Below are 22,034 nucleotides of genomic sequence, written 5' to 3' on the forward strand. Positions count from 1 at the left end.
CATCATATCGACCTCTGTTGGACTCGCCTGATCCCGACATGACCACCTTGCCTGTTGTGGCGTGCGGTCGACGAGCACGGCGCCGAACTTGACGTCCTGCTGCAAAAGCGGCGCGACAAGACCGCCGCCGAACGTATCTTCAAACGCGTGCTGCGCTCGAGCCCGGTGCCGCGCAAGATCGTCACCGATCGGTTGCGCAGCTATCCGCCCGCGAAGGCGGCGAGAGATGATTTACCGTTGATCCATCTCCTCCTTAGCCTTGCGCAGAACGCCCGGTTTCATCAAGCCACCGAACGATGTTACGCACAGTATCGCCGTAGAAGGTGCGATACAGCTCCTTCGACACGTAGCCGATATGAGGTGTCGCGAGCACGTTGGGCAATTCGCGCAGCGGGTGCGGATTGTCGAGCGGTTCGACATCGTAGACGTCCAGTGCAGCGCCGGCAATCTGGCCGGTCTTGAGTGCCTCGAACAGTGCGACAGGGTCGACGATCAGTGCTCTGGATGTATTGATCAGCCGGCTTGTGGGCTTCATCTGCGCGAGTTCCGCCGCACCGATCAGACCTTGGGTTCGCTCACTCAACCGCAAATGGATCGACAGGAAATCTGCCGTGGAGAACAACTCATGCTTGCCGACTCGCTGCACGCCCTTTTCCGCGGCGCGCTCCGCGGTGAGGTTCTGACTCCACGCGATGACATTCATTCTGAATGCCCGCCCGATGATGCCGACGGCCGAGCCGATATGGCCGAGACCAAGCAATCCGAGCGTCTTGCCCGCGAGTTCGTCGCCAAGCGAAAGTTGCCAGCCGCCCTGACGCAATGACTGATTCTCGAGGGGAATATTGCGGGCCATCGCAAGAATCAGCGCCCACGTCAGTTCGATCGTCGGCGTGGACGAATAGCCCGTATGACGAATTTCGATGCCGCGTTCCGCGGCCGCCTCCTGATCGATCGACACGTTTCCTGCGCCAGTCGAGGCAATCAGCTTCAGGTTCGGCAGGCTCTCGATGACCACGCGGGGCAGCGGTGTGCGTTCTCGCATGACGCATATGACGTCGAATGGCTGCAGGCGTCGAATCAGGCTCCCGATATCGGCGACGTGGTCGTTGAACACCGAAATGTCCGCCAGGTTCTTGAGCGGCGACCAGTCTGCCATGCTCAGCGCGACATTCTGATAGTCGTCGAGAACTGCTACCTTGATAGGGAATTGGGGGTCCACGTTACGCGCTCCAGAAATTATCGACGTTGCTGACAACCGAATGCTAAGAATCCCGGCCTGCTACGTAAATCAATAAGTTGCGACGCCACCCATCGCCAATCGCGATGGCGCGTCATCGACTTGCAACGGTCCTCATGACACGTCGCCTCGTTGCTCGTCGAGGTGGTCGACCAGCATGCGCGCAGGAAGCGGCAGGGTATCGAAATGGCGCGCGATGATTAACAACGGCCGCAGCGACCACGGCTCATCGAGTTCAACGACGTGAAATGGCACCGAATGCATATAAGGTGTCACGCTTCCCTTGGGAAGCACACCAATGCCGAGACCCGCGCTAACCATGTTGCGCACGCCCTCGAAACTTGTCACCTCGATGCGCACGCGCAGCCGCCTGCCGGCACGTTCGGCAGCGGCACGACACAATTTGGAAATGGACGTGCCGTACGGCATGCTGACGACGTCGTCCTCCAGAACTTCCGCGAAGCTCACGCTTGCGCGGTCGGCGAGCCGGTGATCCGACGGCACGATCACGACCAGCTTATCGACGCTGTACGGCCGCCACTGCAGATCGCCGAGGGAATCCTCGGTGGCCGCGCAGATGCCGAGATCGGCGACGCCGCTTGCGATCGCCTGAACCACTTCATCGCTCGATTTCTCGACCATATCGATCCGGACTTTCGGATTGGCGCGCAGAAAGGAGCGCAGCACACCCGGCAGATACTGGACCATGGCGGTAAAGTTCACATAAATCCGGGTATGCCCCCTCAATCCCGCCGAATATTCAGACAGTTCGTCCGAAATTTGCTGCAAGTGCTCGCTCAGCCGCTTCGCATGATGATAAAGCGCCTCGCCCGCGGGCGTCGCCTGCACCCCGCGGCTGTGCCGATATAAGAGGGGCGTGCCAGCGTCGTCTTCGAGATCCGATACGCGCTTGCTGACGGCCGACGCCACGATGTGCGTGCGGGCTGCCGCCGCAGCAATGCTGCCTTCCTCGATGACAGCCACGAAAATGCGCAGAGACTCCATGTCGAGTCGCAACGGCCGATCTGCTGAAACACGCATCCTCACTCCTTCAGGTTGGATTTCCGTGCGGTTAGCACCCATCGCGTTTGGCGATGCCTCTATTGAACATTGGGAAGTTTTCAATAAACCCGGCAACCGGCATCCTGTGTGCCATGGCGTTCGATCCGCGTAGGGCCATCGGCCAAGGCGCAAGGCCGGGCAGCGTGCATCGCGATTCTAAGTCGAGAAGACGACGTTGTCCTGGCCGCCCGAACATTCGCCTTTTCAGAAGCACAAGCCGGTGCAGGGCAGGAACGCCTGGAAACGATGTTGAAAATATGAAGGAGACGAATGATGGAACACAAACAACTTGCCTTGAGCTCGCGAACTCGCTGGTACGAGGGGCTCACGGCAATGCACTGGCGCGTGCTGAAAGCGAGCTTTCTCGGCTGGATTTTCGACGGCTACGAGGCACTGGCACTCGTCGTTGTGCTTGGGCCAATGCTGCATTCGGTGCTGTCGCCGGCGCAAGCTGCGTCCTTCACGACGTACGCGGGTCTGGTCATCGGCATCACCTTGCTTGGCTGGGGGGCGGGCGGTCTGGTCGGCGGGATTCTTGCGGACTATGTAGGACGCAAGCGAATGATGCTCTGGTCCGTATTCCTCTATGCGGTGTTTTCGGGTTTGACCGCGTTCTCGCAAACCTTCTGGATGTTGTGCGGGTTGCGGTTTCTGACTGGCCTCGCCATGGGCAGTGAATGGAGCACGGGCGTCGCGCTACTGTCGGAAACCTGGCCGGAGCGGGCTCGTGCGAAAGGGGCGGGCTTCCTGCAATCGGGCTTCGGCTGGGGCACGCTGATCGCGGCGGTCGTGTGGTACGCGCTTTCGTCGGCGCATCCACTCGGTGCCGAAACCTGGCGGTTGATGTTCGTGCTTGGCGCAGTCCCCGCGTTCTTTGTGCTGTACATCCGCCGCGGGGTCAACGAGTCTGAGAAATGGCAACGCGCGGTTCGCGAGAAACGCTGGAGCGCGACGAACACCCCGCCGGTTGCGGGCGAAGCGCCTGCATCTGAAAAGCGCCCCTTCACGCTCACGCAACTGTTCAGTGAACCCGAAGCGCTGCGCCGCACGATGCTTTTGCTGGTGCTGTCGATCGTCACGACCGTCGGCTGGTGGGCCATTTCCAGCTGGCTGCCGACCTATACCGTGTCGCTCGCTAAAGCCGAAGGTATCCCCGACGCCTTGTCGTGGGGCTCGAAGATATCGATCGCATACACCGTCGGCGCGATTGCGGCTTACATGATCGCGGGCTTCGTGGTGGATGCAATCGGCCGGCGGGCCTTCCTGTCACTCACTTTCGTCGGTGCTCTGGTAACGACGTTCATCACGTACAAGCTGACGACAAGCGTCGAAGCGATGATGATCGTGGCGCCGATCAATGGCTTCTTCACCTTGGGCTGTGCCTATGTCTGGATGGCGATCTACCCCTGTGAACTCTTTGGTTCCAGCGTGCGCTCCACGGCGATCAGCTTCGTGTTCAATGCAGCGCGCTTGATCGCGTGGGTGTTTCCCATCATCGCGGGCAGCATGATCAAATCGTTCGGTGGCGTGTCGCAGGCCGCGTTGGCTCTGGGTTCCGTGTATCTGCTGGGTATCGTGCTGCCGTGGTTCTTGCCTGAAACGCGTGGCGCAGGCATGCCGGACTGAGTCAGCCTAAGTATTTTGGATACCTAACTCTATTCTGGAGAGAATAATGTCTCAAAGTTTTCGTATTGGACAGATCGTGCCAAGTTCGAATACGACCATGGAAACTGAAATTCCCGCCATGTTTCGTGCCCGTGAAGCGATCCGCCCGGAGCGGTTCACGTTCCATTCGAGCCGGATGAGAATGCACAAGGTCACGAAAGAGGAATTGGTGGCGATGAACAAGGAAAGCTTGCGCTGCGCGGCGGAACTCGCCGACGCTCGTGTCGATGTCATGAGCACGGCTTGTCTGGTCGCGATCATGGCGATGGGGCCTGGATATCATCGGCAAACCGAACGCGAACTGCTGGAAGTTGCGCGTGCCAATCATTGCCTTGCGCCCGTCATGACCTCCGCGGGAGCGTTGGTAGAAGGTTTGAAGATCATGGGCGCCCGCCGGATTTCGCTGATGGCGCCGTACATGCGGCCCTTGACTGACCTGGTCGTCGCTTATATAGAAAACGAGGGCATCGAGGTCATCGATTCCATCTGCTTTGAGATTCCCGACAACCTTGAAGTCGGTCTGCGCGACCCGATGCGGCTGGTCGACGACGTTCGCGGCCTGAACACGGAAGGCGCGGACGTCGTGGTAGCGTCCGCATGCGTCCAGATGCCGTCACTGCCGGCGATTCAACGCATCGAAGACATGCTGGGGATCCGCACCGTCTCGACTGCGGTATGCACCGTCCGGCGCATGCTGGATCATCTTGAGCTCGAGCCGATCGTCCCCGGCGCGGGAGCGTTGCTTTCCGGCGCGTGATCTTCGGCACCGGGCAGGGTGATCATGAGCGCGCGTGGGACCGCGAACATGCCTGCACCTTTCTTGCCGGGTGGCAGTGCGAGCTGGTTGTTCCTGGTATTGCTTCGACGCCACGGCAGCAGCCGGCTTGAGGTAAATGACATGACCACGCCAACCGGCCCACCTGCATGCGCGCGTCGAATGTCTGCAAGCGTCGAAAAAAATCGGACCCCGATCTTGACTCTCGGGGGAAGTCCTTGCAAACGCAACCCAGGTACAGCGGTCATTCGCCCTGTGGCCTTACGAGCCGATCACCGCCCGTTGCGCCCGTTTTGAGCGCGGATCGTCTCCTTCGCCTGGTCGAACACCCGCTCCGAGAACCGCTCGATCCAGACTGCCAGGCGGTCGGCCGCAAAACTGGCAGCGCGTGTGCCGGCGCGGCAGACGATGGTGTCACCTTCACGCATAAACTGCAGGGCGCCGCCGGCTTCTTCCAGCCACAGCAGGCAGGCCAGCCAGGCAGCGTGCTCGGCCGATACGGCCTGACCCACCGGCCGGGTGAGGAACTCGCTCAGCGTGGTCGGCGAAGTCCAGATCAGCGCATCGCCACCGCCGCGTACTGTGGCGCCGAGGACTTCGGTGAAGACCTGCACCGCATCGGCAGCGCTGCGCCCCGCATTCTGCGTACGCAGTTCCACCAGGCGCGTGCTGACCGCGTGGCCGAAGCTGCCGCTGCATTCACTCTCGGCGCGCACCAGGTCGGCGTAGTCCATACGCTGCCAATCCGGCTCCACATTGCGCGTACCAGCCAGTTCGGTGCCGGCCAGGTAGGTTTCCACCGGCTGGAAGCGGCCTGGGCCGATCAGGCTGGCGCACAGCGTGTGCACGATGCCGATGCGGGTGGCCACGGTCTGCGTCTGCAGCACGCCCAGCTTCTCGCGCACGAGTTGGTCGCGTTCCTTGCGCAGTCCCGACAGCTCTAGCGCCTGCTTCATCTCCATGCGCAGCGCGGTGATGTCCCACGGCTTCTTGATATAGCGATGTATCTGGCCCTGATTGACGGCCTCGACGGTCTGGTCTAGCTCCGAATAGGCCGTCGTCAGGATCCGGACGATGTGGGGATAGCGCTCGCGCGCATAGCGCAGAAGTTCGTTGCCATATTCGCCCGGCATGCGCTGGTCGGACACCAGCACGGCCAGGCTGGCGGCGTGGGCATCCAGCATTGCCTTGCCGTCCTCCACGGAGGCGCCCGTCACCACCGGCGCGATTGCACCGATGGCGCGCTCGAAGTATTTGACCGCGGTGGCTTCGTCATCAACGAACAGAATCGCCGGGGGCGGTGTCTCGTTGGCAATCGTATTGCTCATTGGTAACTCCTGTGCATTCGATCCTAGAAAATTGGGAATTCCAGCGTCACGGTCGTGCCGGCGCCGGACGCGGATGCAATCCTGATACTCCCGCCAAAGGACTGCATCACGCGGTTGCAGAAAATCATGCCGAAGCCGCGAACGCCGGCGTTCGTGATAACTGGGTCGACCAGCAAGCGCTGCATCACCTCGGGCGCAATACCGGGGCCGTTGTCGCTGATGCCAGCACTTCGCGGACCGTGCCCACGCCTAGCGGCTTCTCCAGGATTCGAAACACCTCGCCAGAATTGACCGCTTCCAGTAGCGCGTTGCTGTCCGCGTAGGCTGTCACCAGGATCCGCACGATATGCGGATACTCCTGAGAGACCTGCCGCAGTAGGTCGTCGCCGTGCCCGCCCGGCATGCGGAAGTCGGTCACCAGGATCGCCACCCGTGCACCTTCGCGGCGCAGGATCGCCATGGCCTCGTCCGCGCCGCCGGCGAGCAGCACCTCATAGTCGCTGCCGGCTGAGCGCGCAAAGTACTTGCGAGCCAACTCCTCATCATCGACATAGACGACAGTCTGCCGCGCTTGCTGGGTCTCTCTCATCTCGACATCACTCCACACGCGGCAGGTCGAAGTTGAACGCGGTCCACTTGCCCAACTCGCTTTCAGCAAACAGTGTGCCGCCGTGCCGCTCGACCACCGCATAGCTGATGGACAGGCCAAGGCCGAGGCCCTGGCCGACTTCGCGGGTAGTGAAGAATGGTTCGAACACCCGCGCCAGATGCTCCGCGGCGATCCCCGGGCCGTTGTCGCGCACATTCACGTGCAGCCGGTCGTCGTGCCATTGCGCCGCGACATGGACCTGCGGCGATACGGTGCCGGCCTTGTGCATGGCCAGAGCGGCATTCGAGAACAGGTTGATGAGCACGCCGATGATGGCGGCTTCGTCGCCCAGCACAAGGGTGTCGTTGGGCAGCTCGCGCGTGACGCTCACGCCACGCAGTTCATGTGCGCTCAGCCGGATCGACGAGTCAAGTGCCTTCTCGAACAGGAACGGCACGTCGTCTGCCGCCGCGCCGGGCTTGCGGTAGGCAAAGGTCTTCAGGTCCGACACGATATGCTGGATGCGGTGCATGCCCTGCTTGACATCCATCAGGCACTCCTGCAGCGACGGGCTGTCCTTGGCCTGCGGTTCCTCCATGGCTAGTTCGATGGCCATCAGGCAGAAGTTCACCGGGTTGTTGACCTCGTGGAGCAGCCCCGCGGACAACGTACCGATTGCAGCCATCTTCTCCTGCTGCAGCAACTGGCCCTTGATCTGCGCCAGGCTTTCATTGGTGCGGGCGAGCTGGTCGTTTTTGTGCGCCACCTCATCCTTTAGCCGGAAAAGCTGGAAACGGCCCTTCTCGTTGAAGTAGGTGTAAATGGAGCTGGCCAACGCGCAGAAGAAGATCAGGATTAGCTGGAACTGAAACTTGCTTGGGTTCTGTATGCCGCCCACATGTGCCACGCAGGCGATGTAGTAGAGCCCGACCGTGGCCAGGCCGAATGCCAGAGTCTGCCAGTAGCCGGAGGGGAACAGGATCCCGACCGCAAAGATCGTCAGCATAAGCCCGGCATAGAACAGCGACTCCTCGCCCTGCGTGACATAAATCATCCAGGAGATCATTGCCTGCGGCAGCAGCAGCCAGAAGAAGGTGACGACCTGCACGCGGCGTTTGCCCGTTTCCGTGTAAAGCGCGAGCAATGCCAGGCCGATGGCCGCGCTGGTCAGCACCCGAACGACGGCAAAGCGCTTCTGCTCAGCCGGATACACGACATAGTCCATCGCCACGCCCATCAGCACCAGCAAGATCACGGTCAGGCCGCCAGCCTTGCTGCACAGCAACCGGTAGTCGCGCAGCTCTTCACGATAGTTCGAATGTAGCCCAGCCAGGGATGTTGTCATCTCAGGCTACTTGATGCTGGCCGATCATCACCTCGGCAAACACATTCACCCCGGTCGGGTCCGTGTACAGGCGCGGCTCGCCGCAGTTCTCCGGCATGATTTCGGCCATCTGTGCCTCGTTGCGATAGATCAGGTACCACTCCAGCACGTGCTCCATGCTGAAGCGCTCCGGGTTGTCGGCGTGGACATTGGTTACCAGCAGGCGGCCGCCCCGTCTGGTGCGGCTGGCGAAATGCTGGTTCAGCCGGGCACAGACCTTGTCTGACAGGTAGTCAAACAGGCCGGCGCAATAGACCGCGTCGAACTCGCGGACGTCCCGTGCGTCCGCATCCATCCGGCGCTTGAGCAGGTGGTGGACCGAATCATGCGTGTAGCTAATGGTCATCCGCGTGCCCGATTTCTGTGCGATGGACGCGAGGCGCTCGCGCGTCCAGTCCAGTGTCTCCTGGCTGAAGTCGAGCAGTTCGAACGTCAGCCACTCCGGTTCGTCGTATTCATGGATGAAGCGCTGGATCTCCTGAGCGGGGCCGCAACCCACGTTCAGCACCCGGAAGGGCCGCCGCGCGGCGCGCGCTTCAGTGGCCAGCCGGGTCAGGTAGTCCACCAGCAGTTCGACGCGATTGCGGTGCGCGCGCGCCACGGCCGTCTGCAGGAAGGCCGCGTTGACGATCTGGAAATACGTGCTCGGGCCCTGGCGGGGATCGTCGAGCATCTGGTTGACCATCTGGTAGTCACCGGCATAGCCCAGCGGCTTCGTGAAGGTGCGGAAGACGAAGGGCGAGCGCAGCAGCAGCGGATGTAGCGCGGCCTGGGCAAAGGCACGGTGTGCCGGCGCCAGTTCTTCGTCGACCAGGCGCGCCTCGCCTTCAAATTCGTCGAAGTAGAACTTGGTCTTTTCCATCAGTGGCGATGCCAGTTCGAGGAAGAAGTCCTCGCGCAGGCTTTTGCCTTCCTTCGGCATGGTGTCGGCCAGGTCCGCCTGCTCGACCCAGCGCGACATGTCTGAGAGAAAAGCTCGGATCTGGTTGACCGCGATCTGGTAGTCACGGCGGATGTTGAAACGCTCGGTCCAGTCCTGCACGAACCGGCGGGATTCTTCCCCCACCGCGCGCGCTTCCAGCGCGCCGCCACTCAGTTCCCGCCACTCGGCGATCAGCGTCACCGAGACAATGGCTGTCAGGCCGGTGTTGACCATACTGATTACGACCGCCTTGCCCGAATAGGCGTGTTCCACGCCCATCTTGACCGACAGGTCGCTCAGCACCTCACTGACCTGGACAATCGAGTACGGGTTATAGACCTCCATCACCAGGGACTTTCGCTGGAGATTGATGATCGTGCCCCGCACCTGCTCGCCCTGCGAATTGCGGAAGCTCACTACCGGATCGATTTGCGTTTTGGAATACACAGTATTGCGGCCAGGTAAGTACCACGAGAAGTTGGTTTGAAATTTGGTGCCATACCCAGGCCAGTAGGTCGGCCAGTTCAGCGTCGATGGTTTCCTTGGTCCAGGTGAAGAAGCGTCGCCATCGGTATTTCAGTTGTCGTCACAGCAACCCGTTCTATCCGGGCGGCGTACCACTTCCTCCTTAACTGCATCGGCCAGACAAGTTATGCATTTGACTTATCCGCGTCACCTCGCGACAGCACGTGTGCTAATGGCATCACGGTTGTGAGACTCGTTAGCCTGGTGGGCCTGAAGGCCGGTTCCGGAACAATTCGGACCTTTGCGAATGCAGCATTCTACTGATAAAAAAAGAATGTGTCGTCTCACGCGGATTTCATCAGTGAAACTGCCTGGAAGCACTCGACGAAAGGGCGCCAAAGGACTACGAGGGGCTTCCCGGCTGAGCGCAGGCCCAGTCGAGTTCTTGATGGTGCAATGTGCAATGCCGCTCCTGTGCGTGTGAGAAGGCGCACGCCGCCATATTTGCGAGTCTTGCGGGTGAAGCGCGCCGGGAATGTAGGAGGCTTCGAATCTTGGCTGTAACCGGAGATTTGGGGTATGGAAAACGAAAGCAAGTTAAGGAAGCCAACCGGGACGCGATATTCGGACGCAGTCCGCATCCGCTCGATTGCCTGGAAGTTGGGAATGTCGCGTGAGACGCTGCGAAACTGGCAAGGACGTAAATGGTTGCGCTTCCGCGGCGTCTGGGATTCTGGCGGACTGGATTGCATGAACTTGCCCGCCGACCTGAATGCTCTCAGCCGACCCACAGGGCCACCGACATCGCGGCATTGCTGCCGCATCGCTGGTAGCCAACTGTGGCCGTCGCCTGGTCCAATCTGTCAAGACGGGGTTCGCTGGCCTTCCAACGCGCAATGGATTGCACCGGAGTGCGATAGCGCGCGAACACTGGAAAATCCTGGTCGGCAATCCAGCGAATATCGCGGATGCCACCGTCGACTAGCGCCCCCACGCAGCCTCGCTCTTTCATTCCAATGGCGATGAGTTCGCCAAAATAGCAATGCCTTCCCCGTCGCCGCTCCAGACCGTGACATCGCCTGATACCTAGGTCCATGGAGAACTCACTAATGTTGGATGGAGGCGGAAATGCCTGGCAATCAGGCAAGCACGCTTGTGCAGATTCCACTTATGTGCAGATGAAAATCCGCCGGATTTTCATGTCAGCAGTTCGCAGGCTTGACTGATGCGATCACACCCCAACGCTAACGCTCGTCTGACGTAGCAAACGAAATCCGGAAGTGACCACCTGTGCCGAACGCGATCCCTGGCACTACTGCAACACGCGCGTAGGTCAACATCGTTTTGCAGGACCTTTCCTTCTGGCGTTGCTCTGCCGATCAGGCCATCGCAAGACGGAAAAAGATAGAACGCACCCTGCGGACGTCTGCAGCGAATGCCGTCGGCCGCGTTCAACTTTTCCAACGCGGTGTCACGCCTGAGTTGAAAAGCGTCATTGCGTTCTTTGATGAAATCCATCGGGCTGTCCAATGCGACTTGCGCGGAATGTTTGCTTGTTAATTCTGGAAATAGGCGGACTGGCGATGTGTGCGGTGGCGTACCTATTCGCGTGATCGTGCCCGGCTATTGTCTCTGTACCGGACTGCTAGTGCCTGTTTGTGCCGGTGGATTTGCCTTTTGGCCTGTTCATTGGCGGGCATCGAATCAGGAATCGGGTTTTCATGATCCAGTCGACCATATCGTACGGTAGCCGCCGGAGTGCGAGAGCGCGGCGGTCATCGCGCTGTTGGGTCAACCCGGATGGACCTCCCACGCGTCGAGTGACTGTACTCACGGGGGCACGCGCCGAAGCGAGACCCGCATTTCAGAATCGCCACACCTATGCCGAGAAACACCATCATGCGTCAAGCGCTACCGGCCATTTCATGTGCAACTGTGACGCTTACTCTCTCCGCGTACTGTTTGGGCGTCGGTGCGGAAGATTTGTATGCTCAGAGCGGTCACGGGGAAAGCGTGAACACGGCAACGCCGATCAAGCACCTCGTGGTCATCTTCAACGAGAATGTGTCTTTCGACCACTACTTCGGGACCTACCCCACGGCGGCAAATCTCCCCGGGGAGCCCCGGTTCATAGCAGCGCCCGGCACGCCGCGCGTGAATGGGCTTTCGTCTGAACTACGAATGAATAACCCGAATCACAACGCCGCCAATGGTCGGGCTGTGAGCAATCCGTTCCGGCTCGATCGAAGTCAGGCGGCGACCTCGGACCACAACCACACTTACTCCGCAGAGCAGGCGGCTTACCACAACGGGGCGATGGACCTGTTTCCCAAGTACACGGGTCACGGCTCCAGCGGTGGCGCGGGCGCATTCGACACGCAAGCGCAGGTAATGGGCTATTTCGACGGCAATACCGTAACCTCGCTATGGAACTACGCGCAGCATTTTGCAATGAGCGACAATGCGTACACATCGACGTACGGACCCTCGACGCCAGGCGCTCTGAACCTCGTGTCGGGGCAAACAAACGGCATGAGAATCGTCACGCCTGGGCACAGGTGGTTTCGCCACCCGGTGGCCGACTATTTTGTCGACGACGGCGTAGGGGGCTTTACGTTGATCAACGACGTTGATCCCGCGTATGACGTGTGCTCCAGTGAAACCCAGGTGATGATGGTCGGCAGGAACATTGGGGACCTGCTGAACGAACGCGGCGTCAGCTGGGGCGGTTTCACGGGCGGGTTCGACCTGACACGAGTCAATCCGAACGGCACCACCTGGTGCCAGCGAAGTACCGTTGCTACCGCCGTCGGGGTAGCCACAGCGGACTATGTGCCACATCACAACTGGTTCCAGTACTACAGGTCGACGGCTAACCCGAAGCATCTGCGACCGGGTTCAGTCAGTGCCATCGGACACAGCCTGTCGGAAGAGAAAACCGCAGATCCGGCGAATCACGAATATGACATCAACGACTTTTTTACAGCGGTGAAGGCACGCAATTTTCCGGCAGTCAGTTTCCTGAAGGCGCCCGGCTCGCAGGACGGGCATGCCGGCTACTCCGACCCGCTCGACGAACAGGTATTCACGACGCAGGTCATCAATTTCGTGCAGCAGCAGCCTGAATGGGACAGCACGGCGGTTATTGTGCTATGGGATGATTCCGATGGATGGTATGACCACGCCTACGCGAGTCCGACGCATCCATCGTTCGATTTGCGGGCCGATCGTTTGAATGGCCGCGGAAGGTGTGGAGAGGGCACTCCGCCAACCGGCGTGAGTGGTGCGCCGGTCAACGGGAGGTGTGGACCAGGAACGCGGATCCCATTCCTCGTCATCTCGCCGTGGGCCAAACAGAACTTCGTTGACCATGCGCCGATTATCGAAACATCTGTCATCCGGTTTATTGAGGACAACTGGCTCAATGGTCGGCGTATGGGCGGAGGCTCGTTCGACGCGACGGCGGGGAGCATTATGGGCATGTTCGATTTCCGCGGCGAGCCTCGCTCCGACAAGCTGTTTCTCGACCCCTTAACCGGCACGGTCGTCCACTCCGTCAAGCATGGAAACCCCGGGGAAGCGGTGGCGGTGCCAGCGATCTCGCGTGACTTGCGTCGCCTGCAAGCTGCTGACGATTGAGACTTCAACTTATATTGACAGCGCTGCTTGTGAACAGAAAAAGTGCGCCGCGCAATCGTTGCGTTCGCGGCGGAAGAATCGCGATTGACGATACGCATGGCTTTGCTTCAACGATGCCTTCGCTGAAGCCAAATGACGCGCCCGTGCAAGATTAACTCTGCCGTTGTCCTTGGTTTTGTACGGTATCGCTCCGGCGTTGATATCTGGAGACGGGCGTTCAGTCGTCCGCATCGCCGAGGGGGAGCATTGTGTCTGGCGGCAGGTCCAAACGGGTCTTCTCAGAGTCGGCTCGGAACGAATTTGCCAGGACTTCACTGGAACGGGCCGACGGTATCGATGACGGTATCACGCTCGCAAATCATTGTGCCACGCCTTGTTTTCGCGGGTTTTCTATATACGGCGTGGGTCGAGTCTCCAATGCGGCCCGCCAAATGCCGTTGCGTACCGGACCGGAATGTCGGTATCGGTGACGGTATCGGCGCCAGACGACCGGGCGAAAACGCCGTCTTGGCAAGGGTTCAGCCCCACGATTGACCATCGAGTGGGGGTATGCCGTACGACAAACTCGGCTTTCCGGTAGGTCTCGTCTGCCCATTCCTTGCGTTTGAACTCGAGCCAGCGCTGGGCCACGAGGTGGAAGGCGCCTTCGACTGCGCGCTTGCGGGCGGTGAACGCGGCCCGGCGATGTTCGACCGGATCGGTGCCTTCGCGGACAAGATTGCGTGCGGTAGCGGCGGACCGTCGCGCATCAAGGAGTGTGATATCGGGGTACGGGCCGAGGCTGAGGAAGTTCTCTTTGCCCGTGCCCGGGCGGCTGCAGCGAAGCAGCCATGTTTTGCTCCCGTCAGGCCAGATACGCAAGACCAGCCCATTCCCATCCGCGAGAAGATAAGGGCGTTCGCGCGGTTTGGCGACACGAAACACGACTTCGGACTTCGGACTTCGGACTTCGGTTCGACGCGTTTGGCCATGACCTGGCGCCGCGCTTCCGTATATACACGCAAAATCCGTCGATGCCACCGGTACATGACAGCAGTCCGCGGAAACAAAAAACCCCGTAAGACGTTGATCTTACGGGGTTTCTCGGACTACTTCGGCTTACGCCGGAACAACTGATGGTGCCCAGGAGAGGACTCGAACCTCCACGGTGTTGCCACCGCTAGGACCTGAACCTAGTGCGTCTACCAATTCCGCCACCTGGGCACATCTTCAAGCTAGACCGCTATTTTAGCGAGCTGATGCAGCGTGTCAATCCCTACTTCAAACAAACTTCGCTGTATCAAACCGCTCGGCTCAGTTGTGCAGAAAAGCGCCGCTTTCACCACTCAACTACCGTCCTGCCAGCTACGCAAACCGATCGCACCAGCCAGTGAATCGGACCACGTAGCTTCACACAAAAATTGAAGCCGCCCGTAGGCGGCTTCAATTTTGAATCTGGTGCCCAAGAGAGGACTCGAACCTCCACAGTGTTGCCACCGCTAGGACCTGAACCTAGTGCGTCTACCAATTTCGCCACCTGGGCAGGTGATGAACAGCAAAGACCGCCATTATAGCGACAGATTGAGCCCTGTCAAGCGTTTCTCCAAACTTGCTTAAACATCGCGCCGACGCGGCTGCGCGCGCCTCCCAGCGACTATTGACGGGCCGCGTGGCGCGCAAGACGGGTGTTAGAATGCCTCGCAGTAGTTCGTTGGCACGGTGCACACACGCCCGTCGACTCAGCCTTGAACGAGCCGGACCCGAGCAGTTTTTCCAGTGCAGTCGCAAGTGCAACTCAAGCGCAGCGCAAACGCATTCCAAGCCGAGCCACAACGCCGACCGACGTCCATGCAACGAGAAAAAATCATCGATAAGCCCTTGAGCAAATTTCCGTATCCGATTCCAAGCCGCGAAGAAATTCTGGGCGTCCTGCGCACTAGTGAAGCGCCGCTCGCCGCGAACGACATCGCCGAAGCCCTGTCGATCAAGCGCCAGGAGCGCGAAGGATTTTTCAAGCGCTTAGGCGCGATGGAGCGCGACGGCCAGATCCGGCTCGATCAGCGCAATCTCTACCAGCTGACGCATCCGTCGAACTTTGTTGCCGGCCGCGTGCAAGGCCATCGCGACGGCTACGGCTTCCTGATTCGCGACGACGGCCAGGACGATCTGTTCCTGCCCACCGCCGAGATGCAGAAGGTCATGCACAACGACCGCGTGCTCGCGCGCATCGTCGGTTATGACCGGCGCGGCCGTCCGGAAGGGCATGTCGTCGAAGTCACGGATCGCGCCAACAAGCGGGTGATCGGCCGGCTGCTCAACGAAAACGGCGCGCTGATCGTCGCGCCCGAAGACAAGCGCATCGGCCACGACATTCTGATCACGCAGAACACCAAGAAGGCCAAGGTCGGCCAGGTGGTGGTGGTCGAGCTGACCGATTTCCCGAGCCGTCATTCGCAGCCGCTCGGCCGCGTGGTGGAAGTGCTCGGCGATATCGACGACCCCGGCATGGAAATCGAAATCGCGGTGCGCAAGTACGGCGTGCCGCACGAGTTCAGCCAGGACGCGCTCGACGAAGCCGCGAAGCTGCCCGACGAAGTCCGCCCGGTCGACGCGCGTCACCGGATCGATTTGCGCGACGTGCCGCTCGTCACGATCGACGGCGAAGATGCGCGCGACTTCGACGACGCGGTGTACTGCGAGCCGATTCAGGTCGGCCGCGGCGAGGGCTTCCGGCTGATCGTCGCGATTGCGGACGTGTCGCACTACGTGCATCCGAAGGGCGGGCTCGACGCCGACGCGATCGAGCGCAGCACCTCGGTGTATTTCCCGCGCCGCGTGATTCCGATGCTGCCGGAGAAGCTGTCGAACGGCTTGTGCTCGCTGAATCCGCAGGTCGACCGTTGCGTGCTGGTGTGCGACATGGTCGTCACCGCGCGCGGTGAAGTGAAGGCGTATCAGTTCTATCCCGGTGTGATGCACTCGGCCGCCCGGCTGACCTACACGGAAGTCGCCGCGGTGCTGAAAAACACCAAGGGTCCGGAGGCGACGCGCCGCGCCGCGCTGCTGCCGCAATTGCAGAATCTGTACGGCGTGTACAAGTCGCTGTTCGCGGCGCGCCAGAAACGCGGCGCGATCGACTTCGATACGACCGAGACCTACATCGTCTGCAACGCGCAAGGCAAGATCGAACAGATCGTGCCGCGCACCCGCAACGATGCGCACAAGCTGATCGAGGAATGCATGCTGGCCGCGAACGTCTGCGCGGCCGACTTCCTCAAGCGCAACAAGCATCCGGGCCTGTTCCGCGTGCACGCCGGGCCGACCGCGGAGAAGCTCGAGAATCTGCGCACGTTCCTGCGCGGCATGGGCCTCACGCTCGCCGGGGGCGACACGCCGCACGCGAGCGACTACGCCGCGCTGATGGCGCAGATCCGCGAGCGGCCCGATGCGCAGATGCTGCAAACCATGCTGCTGCGCTCGATGCAGCAGGCGGTCTACAGCCCGGACAACATCGGCCACTTCGGTCTCGCGTATGAGGCGTATGCGCACTTCACGAGCCCGATCCGCCGCTATCCCGACCTGCTCACGCATCGCGCGATCTACGCGATCCTGCAGGGCCGCAAGTATCAGCCGGAGCCGCCGCAAGGCGTCGAGCTGAATACGGCGCTGTCGCCGCGCGCCCGCGCAATGCAACAGGCCGACGACGAAAAGCGCGGCCGCCAGCGCGGCAACAACGTCGCGATCTGGGAAGAGCTGGGGCTGCACTGCTCGGCCAACGAGCGCCGCGCGGACGAAGCGTCGCGTGACGTCGAAGCCTGGCTGAAGTGCTACTTCATGCGCGACAAGCTCGGTGAAGAGTATGGCGGGATGGTGAACGGCGTCACGTCGTTCGGCATTTTCGTGCAGCTCGATTCGCTCTTCATCGAAGGCCTCGTGCACGTCACCGAACTCGGCTCCGACTACTTCCAGTACGACGAGATCAAGAACGAGTTGCGCGGTGAGCGCACCGGCATCCGTTATCGCCTGTCGGATCGCGTGCGCGTGCAGGTGAGCCGCGTCGATCTCGACGCGCGCAAGATCGACTTCCGGCTCGTGCGCGATACGCCGATCAAGCCGCCGGCCGCGCGTGGATCGCTGGCCGACAAGGGCTCGAGTGATGGTGGCGGCGCGCGCGTGCGCGTGTTACCGCCGGTCGAAGGTGGCGCGGCGGCGCCGGGCGCGCGGCGCAAGAGGGCCGCGCCCGCGCAAAGCGCGGCGGTCAAGGAAGCGCGCGCCGCGCGTGGCGCGGCGAAGAAGCATGGCGCCGCGGCCAAGGCGTCGTCGAAAGCGACATCACACAAGAAGCGCTGAAGCGGGTTCACCGCCTGAACCGCGCGCATCGGGTACGTTCCCACGTGCCGGTTGCGCGCGGTCTGCGTTTTATCGCAGCCACGCGCGCCTGGATGTATGCACGCGTCTACGCGGGCGCGGCAGGCAGCTAAAAGTATTCAGGTTTCAAGCGAAGCACTCAGGCTCGTATTCATCACAGCAGCGCGCGTTGGACGCGCGCTCAATCAAAGGTTGTTCAGTCATGGCACGTCTCAAGGTTTTATACGGTTTCCACGCAGTGACCGCGCGTATCCGGCACGATGCGTCGACGGTCGAAGATGTCTATTACGACGCGACGCGCAAAGACCGTCGCATGACCGAATTCCTGCACGCGGCGAAAGAAGCCGGCGTGCGCCTGATCGCCGCCGACGAAACGCGTCTGTGGGGTCTCGCGCACACCGAGCGTCACCAGGGCGTGGTGGCTCGCGCGGGTGACCTGCCGCTCGCGCAGAACCTGGCCGAACTGCTCGACGGGATCAACGGTTCGCCGCTGATTCTGGTGCTGGACGGCGTGACCGATCCGCACAATCTCGGTGCTTGCCTTCGCGTGGCCGATGCGGCCGGCGCGCACGCGGTGATCGCGCCGCGCGATCGCGCGGTGGGGTTGAACGCGACCGCCGCGAAGGTGGCAAGCGGCGCCGCCGACACCGTGCCGTATATCACGGTCACGAATCTGGCGCGGGCGCTGCGCGAGTTGAAGGACGCCGGCGTGTGGGTCGTCGGCACGGCTGGCGAAGCCACCAAGAGCCTCTACGACACCGAGCTCGACGGTCCGGTGGCGCTCGTGATGGGCGCCGAAGGGGAGGGCATGCGCCGTCTCACGCGAGAGACTTGCGATGTCGTCATGCAGATTCCGATGGCGGGCACGGTCGAGAGCCTGAACGTGTCGGTGGCGAGCGGCGTGTGTCTGTTCGAAGCGGTGCGGCAGCGCGCGGTGAAGAAGTAATCACCCGGCGCTCGCATGCCACTCCGGTAAACTACCTGTTTTTACTGCTTGCCAGCTTTCCCATGACTCAAGACGAACTCAAACAACTGGTCGGCCAGGCCGCCGCCGACTACGTGAACGCCAACGTGCCCGAGGGCGCGGTGATCGGCGTCGGCACCGGCTCCACCGCGAACTGCTTCATCGACGCGCTGGCCGCCAACAAGGCGCGCTATCGCGGCGCGGTGTCGAGTTCGCTCGCCACCACCGCGCGTTTGCAATCGCACGGTATCAAGGTGTTCGACCTGAACGAAATCGATTCGCTGCCGGTGTATGTGGACGGCGCCGACGAGATCGACCGCAGCGGCGCGATGATCAAGGGCGGCGGCGGCGCGCTGACGCGCGAGAAGATCGTCGCGTCGGTGTCGGACGTGTTCGTCTGCATCGCGGACGCGAGCAAGCTGGTCGACACGCTCGGCAACTTCCCGCTGCCGATCGAAGTGGTGCCGATGGCGCGCACTGCGATCGGCCGCCGCGTCACCGCGCTCGGCGGTGTGCCGGTGGTGCGCGTGACCAAAGAGGGCTCGCCGTTCATTACCGACAACGGCAACGAAATCATCGACGTCAAGGGTCTGCGTATCAGCGATCCGCGCACGCTCGAAATGCACATCAACGCATGGCCGGGCGTGGTCACGGTCGGCCTGTTCGCGGGCCGTGGTGCGAATCTGTGCCTGCTCGGCACGGACTCGGGCGTCGAAACGATCGAGTACAGCAAGGGTTGATTGGTATGCGTTGAAGTTGCGCGTGAGTCTGCGGTCAGCGGGCTGACGCGCGCTTCGTTTGCATGGCCCGCTTCGCGTCGTATCGGTTGAGTTGATGCGTAAGATGCCGCGCCGGATCGGCACGCAACGTGCAGAGCGCGTCAACCTACGCAGCGACATCGCCGGCACTCAGCCCACGTATATTCCCCTGACGATCACCGGCCCAAACGGCCCGGCTTCGATCGACCTGCGCAATACACACTCACTGCTTTCATCCATGCGTGCATGCCGTTGCGGGAGGCCGTCACGCGCCCGCAATTCGCCACGCGCGGCGCGGGCCGCTCCAATCATCAGGCGTATCGGCACGCGAGGCATCCAGGCGTCGCTTTGAACTGACGAACGAAAGGCCCCAATTATTAGCGCACTGTCGCATGTCGAATGTGGGCACGCGCACGCACGGCAATGAATGTGGCACATACACTCGTTGTTGAGCGCAACAGGCGTTTCCGACAGGCGGGGAGATCATGAGAGTGGCGATCGTGCACGACTGGCTCGACGCACCTGGCGGTGCGGAGAAGGTGCTCGCGCAGATCATCGAGTGCTTTCCCGAGGCGGACCTCTTCAGCCTCGTCGATTTTCTCGAAGACCGCAAGCTGCTCGGCGGCCGGCCTGTCAAGACCTCGTTCATCCAGAGCCTGCCGTTCGCGCGGCGCCGTTATCGCGCGTATCTGCCGTTGATGCCGCTCGCCGTCAGACTGTTCGATTTGTCCGATTACAACCTCATTATCTCCAGTTCTTCGGCGGTCGCCAAGGGCGTGCTGGTGGGACCGGGAAAGACGCACGTGAGTTACGTGCATGGGCCGCTGCGCTGCGCGTGGGATCAGCAACACGAGTATCTGCGCGAAGCGAATCTGACGCGCGGACCGAAGTCGTGGGCGGCGCGCGCGATGCTCCATTACCTGCGCGGCTGGGATGCGCAATCGGCAAAGGGCGTCGATCGTCTGATCGCGAATTCGCACTTCGGCGCGCGACGTCTGATGAAAACTTACGGGCGCGATGCCGCAGTGATTCCGCCGCCGGTCGACGTGCATCGCTTCGAACTGCGCACGCACAAGGACGACTTCTATCTGACGGTAGCGCGGATGGTGCCGCATGAACGCGTCGATCTGATCGTCGAGGCGTTCAACGCAATGCCGCATCGCCATCTGGTCGTGATCGGCGACGGGCCCCAGATGGCCGCGCTTCGCGCCAAAGCGGGCCCGAATGTGACGATGCTCGGCAATCAGCCGTTCGAAGTTTTGAAGGACTATCTGCAACGCGCGCGGGCTTTCGTATGCGCAGAAGAAGACTTCGGCATCGTCCCGCTCGAAGCGCAGGCCTGTGGCACGCCGGTCATTGCGCTCGGCAAGGGCCGTGCGCTCGAAACGGTGGTGCCGCTCGGCGAGGCGCGTGCCACCGGCGTATATTTCGGAGCCCAAACTGTCGTGTCGATGCTGGGAGCGATCGCCCGCTTCGAACGGCTGCGCGAGCATATCAGCCCGGCGGCCTGCCGCGCAAACGCCGAACGGTTTTCGCCCGCGGTCTTCCGGCGCGCGTTTATGGCCGAGGTCACGCAGACGATCGCGGCGGCGGGCGTGCGTCAACCGGTGGAGGCAGGGCAACGGGCCGGCGCGCTCTGGCAACCCGGCATGTCGGGCGAGCGCGCGAACCGGCATCCAGAAGCAGCCGGGGGCGCCGATGCGCTCACCCCGGGTGCGTCGGACTTTTGAGCTGACGTGTTGGTCGGGCCATTGGCGCAGGGACGGATCATCCAGATCATTGGCTCATTGTGAATTGCTGAATGCGTGAGCAAGAAAGCTTTTCGTCGTATCGCAGTAGGCTGTAACGAGCCGTTCGGGTGTAGGCGTCCGGCCGGCTGTCGCTGTCGATTCGTTCCGTTTGACCTCGCAGGTGGCGCGTGCAAGTTTGAAGTGCGGGCACGGGCGAGCAAGGACGAAGCGGGTCACCTCAACAACGCGTTGCTGGGTTGAATAAAAGACATCGGGGCGTGCACAGTGGGCAATTTGCGTGGTGCTCACTGGCGCAGGCTTGCCTCGCGTATCGCTATAACGACCTGAAGCAGATGTTCGCCGGCGGGGACTACGTGCCGCTTCGATACACGGCTTTCGATGTGCGCGGCACGCGATCCTGGCTCGTCGCGGCGATTCACTGCAACAGGCAGTCGTTATTCGTTCGTCGTGTATTGACGCATGCGGAGTACGACCTTTGGACGAGGAAGAATCTAATCTCATGAATGCCGATCGCCTTCCGGGACCCTTTCCCGATGTTGCTCACACCTGGTCCATGCTGCAAAGCCAGTTGCCGATCACACCCATTCGTAACGAAGAGGATTACCAGCAGATGGTGCGGGTAGCCAACACGCTCTCCGATCATCTGAGTCATGGTAACGGGGAGGATCCGCTTGCCGATCTGCACGCGATCGTCACGGACCTGATCGGGCGATGGGAAGCGCACAGCGTGACGATTCCGAAAGCGGAGCCGCGCGAAGTTTTGCGCCATCTGCTGGAGACGCACGGGCTCAAGCAGAAAGACCTGATAGGGATCGCGTCGCCCACCGTGGTGAGCGACATTCTTGCGGGGCGCCGCGCGATCAGCAAGAAGGTGGCGAAAGCGCTAGCTTCACGTTTTCATATCGACGTCAGCGCGTTTCTGTGAAAGCCTCGTAGCGCCTGCATCGTGCCGTGCTCAGCACGGCACGATGAGTTTTCCCGCACTTTTTGACCATTTTGTCCGCGCCGGCGCCGGCGGCTCGCAGTTCAGCCGCTGGCAGCTGGCGCTTCTGTATCTGGCGCTGTTTCAGTTGTGGGTTGATCGAAAGTTCAAACAGGAAGGGGCCGCGCCCCGGCCCGGCGCAGCCCCTTCGTAGGAAAACGCTTCA

The 22,034-nt window shown here is 61.4% G+C and carries 19 protein-coding genes, 2 tRNA genes and 2 pseudogenes; 11 read left to right on the plus strand and 12 right to left on the minus strand.

The genetic code is table 11. The features are described 5' to 3' along the window. Nucleotides 1-45: 45 nt before the first annotated feature. Nucleotides 46-226, plus strand: a pseudogene (locus FVF58_RS40075) (DDE-type integrase/transposase/recombinase); the annotation flags it as partial. A 27-nt stretch (nt 227-253) separates the two neighbouring features. Here FVF58_RS40075 and FVF58_RS40080 read toward each other — a convergent pair. After that, on the minus strand, nt 254-1,219 hold the full coding sequence (locus FVF58_RS40080; protein WP_223191202.1) for a D-2-hydroxyacid dehydrogenase family protein: 966 nt from the start codon (nt 1,217-1,219) through the stop codon (nt 254-256). Between the two features lie 132 nt (nt 1,220-1,351). Continuing rightward, on the minus strand, nt 1,352-2,374 hold the full coding sequence (locus tag FVF58_RS40085) for a LysR family transcriptional regulator (protein WP_246217421.1): 1,023 nt from the start codon (nt 2,372-2,374) through the stop codon (nt 1,352-1,354). A 198-nt stretch (nt 2,375-2,572) separates the two neighbouring features. On the opposite strand from FVF58_RS40085, the gene FVF58_RS40090 reads away from it, so the two are divergent. Together FVF58_RS40090 and FVF58_RS40095 are read left to right on the plus strand one after the other, a co-directional pair. Further along, nucleotides 2,573-3,925, plus strand: a complete 1,353-nt coding sequence (locus tag FVF58_RS40090) for an MFS transporter (protein ID WP_149675197.1) — start codon at nt 2,573-2,575, stop codon at nt 3,923-3,925. A 46-nt stretch (nt 3,926-3,971) separates the two neighbouring features. Further along, the gene (locus tag FVF58_RS40095; RefSeq protein WP_149675198.1) at nt 3,972-4,721 is read left to right on the plus strand and encodes a maleate cis-trans isomerase family protein; all 750 of its coding nucleotides are present in this window, start codon (nt 3,972-3,974) and stop codon (nt 4,719-4,721) included. 290 nt (nt 4,722-5,011) lie between these two features. Here the strand turns inward: FVF58_RS40095 and FVF58_RS40100 are convergent, their stop codons facing one another. The 7 genes from FVF58_RS40100 to FVF58_RS54985 form a co-directional block, all read right to left on the minus strand. Continuing rightward, complete coding sequence (locus FVF58_RS40100; protein ID WP_149675199.1) at nt 5,012-6,067, minus strand: response regulator; 1,056 nt, start codon at nt 6,065-6,067, stop codon at nt 5,012-5,014. A 23-nt stretch (nt 6,068-6,090) separates the two neighbouring features. Beyond that, complete coding sequence (locus tag FVF58_RS54980) at nt 6,091-6,243, minus strand: ATP-binding protein (RefSeq protein WP_425469012.1); 153 nt, start codon at nt 6,241-6,243, stop codon at nt 6,091-6,093. Between the two features lie 8 nt (nt 6,244-6,251). Then, nucleotides 6,252-6,656, minus strand: a complete 405-nt coding sequence (locus tag FVF58_RS40105) for a response regulator (protein ID WP_425469013.1) — start codon at nt 6,654-6,656, stop codon at nt 6,252-6,254. A gap of 7 nt (nt 6,657-6,663) precedes the next feature. Further along, entirely contained in the window at nt 6,664-8,001 is a 1,338-nt protein-coding gene (locus FVF58_RS40110; protein WP_149675200.1) for a sensor histidine kinase, read from the minus strand. Between the two features lies 1 nt (nt 8,002). Further along, on the minus strand, nt 8,003-9,409 hold the full coding sequence (locus tag FVF58_RS40115; protein WP_149675201.1) for a class I SAM-dependent methyltransferase: 1,407 nt from the start codon (nt 9,407-9,409) through the stop codon (nt 8,003-8,005). A 796-nt stretch (nt 9,410-10,205) separates the two neighbouring features. Next, nucleotides 10,206-10,523 carry an RraA family protein gene (locus tag FVF58_RS53485; RefSeq protein ID WP_246217422.1) on the minus strand — a complete coding sequence of 106 codons (318 nt, stop codon included), beginning with the start codon at nt 10,521-10,523 and terminating at the stop codon, nt 10,206-10,208. Nucleotides 10,524-10,624: 101 nt separating this feature from the next. Then, a complete protein-coding gene (locus FVF58_RS54985; RefSeq protein WP_425469015.1) occupies nt 10,625-11,041 on the minus strand; it encodes an aminotransferase class I/II-fold pyridoxal phosphate-dependent enzyme in 417 nt (138 codons plus the stop codon). A 282-nt stretch (nt 11,042-11,323) separates the two neighbouring features. On the opposite strand from FVF58_RS54985, the pseudogene FVF58_RS40125 reads away from it, so the two are divergent. Beyond that, nucleotides 11,324-12,970, plus strand: a pseudogene (locus tag FVF58_RS40125) (phospholipase C); the annotation flags it as partial. A gap of 486 nt (nt 12,971-13,456) precedes the next feature. Here the strand turns inward: FVF58_RS40125 and FVF58_RS40130 are convergent. The 3 genes from FVF58_RS40130 to FVF58_RS40140 form a co-directional block, all read right to left on the minus strand. Then, nucleotides 13,457-14,086, minus strand: a complete 630-nt coding sequence (locus FVF58_RS40130) for an integrase arm-type DNA-binding domain-containing protein (RefSeq protein ID WP_342802439.1) — start codon at nt 14,084-14,086, stop codon at nt 13,457-13,459. A gap of 96 nt (nt 14,087-14,182) precedes the next feature. Continuing rightward, nucleotides 14,183-14,269: transfer RNA gene (locus FVF58_RS40135), tRNA-Leu, on the minus strand. Between the two features lie 232 nt (nt 14,270-14,501). Further along, nucleotides 14,502-14,588 (minus strand) — tRNA-Leu (locus tag FVF58_RS40140). 305 nt (nt 14,589-14,893) lie between these two features. Between FVF58_RS40140 and rnr the strand changes: the two genes are divergently transcribed. From rnr to FVF58_RS51890, 7 genes are all read left to right on the plus strand, one after another. After that, nucleotides 14,894-17,395, plus strand: a complete 2,502-nt coding sequence (gene rnr / locus FVF58_RS40145; protein WP_149675203.1) for a ribonuclease R — start codon at nt 14,894-14,896, stop codon at nt 17,393-17,395. Nucleotides 17,396-17,615: 220 nt separating this feature from the next. Then, nucleotides 17,616-18,359, plus strand: a complete 744-nt coding sequence (gene rlmB / locus FVF58_RS40150; RefSeq protein ID WP_149675204.1) for a 23S rRNA (guanosine(2251)-2'-O)-methyltransferase RlmB — start codon at nt 17,616-17,618, stop codon at nt 18,357-18,359. Between the two features lie 62 nt (nt 18,360-18,421). Then, nucleotides 18,422-19,117, plus strand: coding sequence for a ribose-5-phosphate isomerase RpiA (gene rpiA, locus FVF58_RS40155; protein ID WP_149675205.1), 696 nt, complete (start codon nt 18,422-18,424; stop codon nt 19,115-19,117). Between the two features lie 503 nt (nt 19,118-19,620). Further along, nucleotides 19,621-20,865: a glycosyltransferase gene (locus FVF58_RS40160; protein WP_149675206.1), complete on the plus strand. Its 1,245-nt coding sequence runs from the start codon at nt 19,621-19,623 to the stop codon at nt 20,863-20,865. 353 nt (nt 20,866-21,218) lie between these two features. Further along, complete coding sequence (locus FVF58_RS53490) at nt 21,219-21,389, plus strand: type II toxin-antitoxin system HigB family toxin (protein ID WP_246217430.1); 171 nt, start codon at nt 21,219-21,221, stop codon at nt 21,387-21,389. Further along, complete coding sequence (locus FVF58_RS40170; protein WP_149675208.1) at nt 21,386-21,811, plus strand: helix-turn-helix domain-containing protein; 426 nt, start codon at nt 21,386-21,388, stop codon at nt 21,809-21,811. Before FVF58_RS53490 ends, FVF58_RS40170 begins: the two co-directional genes overlap by 4 nt. Nucleotides 21,812-21,854: 43 nt before the next feature. Next, nucleotides 21,855-22,022 (plus strand): hypothetical protein, encoded by a 168-nt coding sequence (locus tag FVF58_RS51890; RefSeq protein WP_188131087.1) that lies wholly within the window; start codon nt 21,855-21,857, stop codon nt 22,020-22,022. The last annotated feature ends 12 nt before the right edge of the window (nt 22,023-22,034 follow it).

The organism is Paraburkholderia panacisoli, from assembly GCF_008369935.1.
GTDB classification, from domain to species: domain Bacteria; phylum Pseudomonadota; class Gammaproteobacteria; order Burkholderiales; family Burkholderiaceae; genus Paraburkholderia; species Paraburkholderia panacisoli.

What these genes read in the sequence shown, in the direction of transcription:
- FVF58_RS40090 (WP_149675197.1), top strand. Translation starts at nt 2,573, where the DNA reads ATGGAACACAAACAACTTGCCTTGAGCTCGCGAACTCGCTGGTACGAG.
- FVF58_RS40095 (WP_149675198.1), top strand. Translation starts at nt 3,972, where the DNA reads ATGTCTCAAAGTTTTCGTATTGGACAGATCGTGCCAAGTTCGAATACG.
- FVF58_RS40100 (WP_149675199.1), bottom strand. Translation starts at nt 6,067, where the DNA reads ATGAGCAATACGATTGCCAACGAGACACCGCCCCCGGCGATTCTGTTC.
- FVF58_RS40105 (WP_425469013.1), bottom strand. Translation starts at nt 6,656, where the DNA reads ATGAGAGAGACCCAGCAAGCGCGGCAGACTGTCGTCTATGTCGATGAT.
- FVF58_RS40110 (WP_149675200.1), bottom strand. Translation starts at nt 8,001, where the DNA reads ATGACAACATCCCTGGCTGGGCTACATTCGAACTATCGTGAAGAGCTG.
- FVF58_RS53485 (WP_246217422.1), bottom strand. Translation starts at nt 10,523, where the DNA reads ATGGACCTAGGTATCAGGCGATGTCACGGTCTGGAGCGGCGACGGGGA.
- rnr (WP_149675203.1), top strand. Translation starts at nt 14,894, where the DNA reads ATGCAACGAGAAAAAATCATCGATAAGCCCTTGAGCAAATTTCCGTAT.
- rlmB (WP_149675204.1), top strand. Translation starts at nt 17,616, where the DNA reads ATGGCACGTCTCAAGGTTTTATACGGTTTCCACGCAGTGACCGCGCGT.
- rpiA (WP_149675205.1), top strand. Translation starts at nt 18,422, where the DNA reads ATGACTCAAGACGAACTCAAACAACTGGTCGGCCAGGCCGCCGCCGAC.
- FVF58_RS40160 (WP_149675206.1), top strand. Translation starts at nt 19,621, where the DNA reads ATGAGAGTGGCGATCGTGCACGACTGGCTCGACGCACCTGGCGGTGCG.
- FVF58_RS53490 (WP_246217430.1), top strand. Translation starts at nt 21,219, where the DNA reads ATGTTCGCCGGCGGGGACTACGTGCCGCTTCGATACACGGCTTTCGAT.
- FVF58_RS40170 (WP_149675208.1), top strand. Translation starts at nt 21,386, where the DNA reads ATGAATGCCGATCGCCTTCCGGGACCCTTTCCCGATGTTGCTCACACC.
- FVF58_RS51890 (WP_188131087.1), top strand. Translation starts at nt 21,855, where the DNA reads ATGAGTTTTCCCGCACTTTTTGACCATTTTGTCCGCGCCGGCGCCGGC.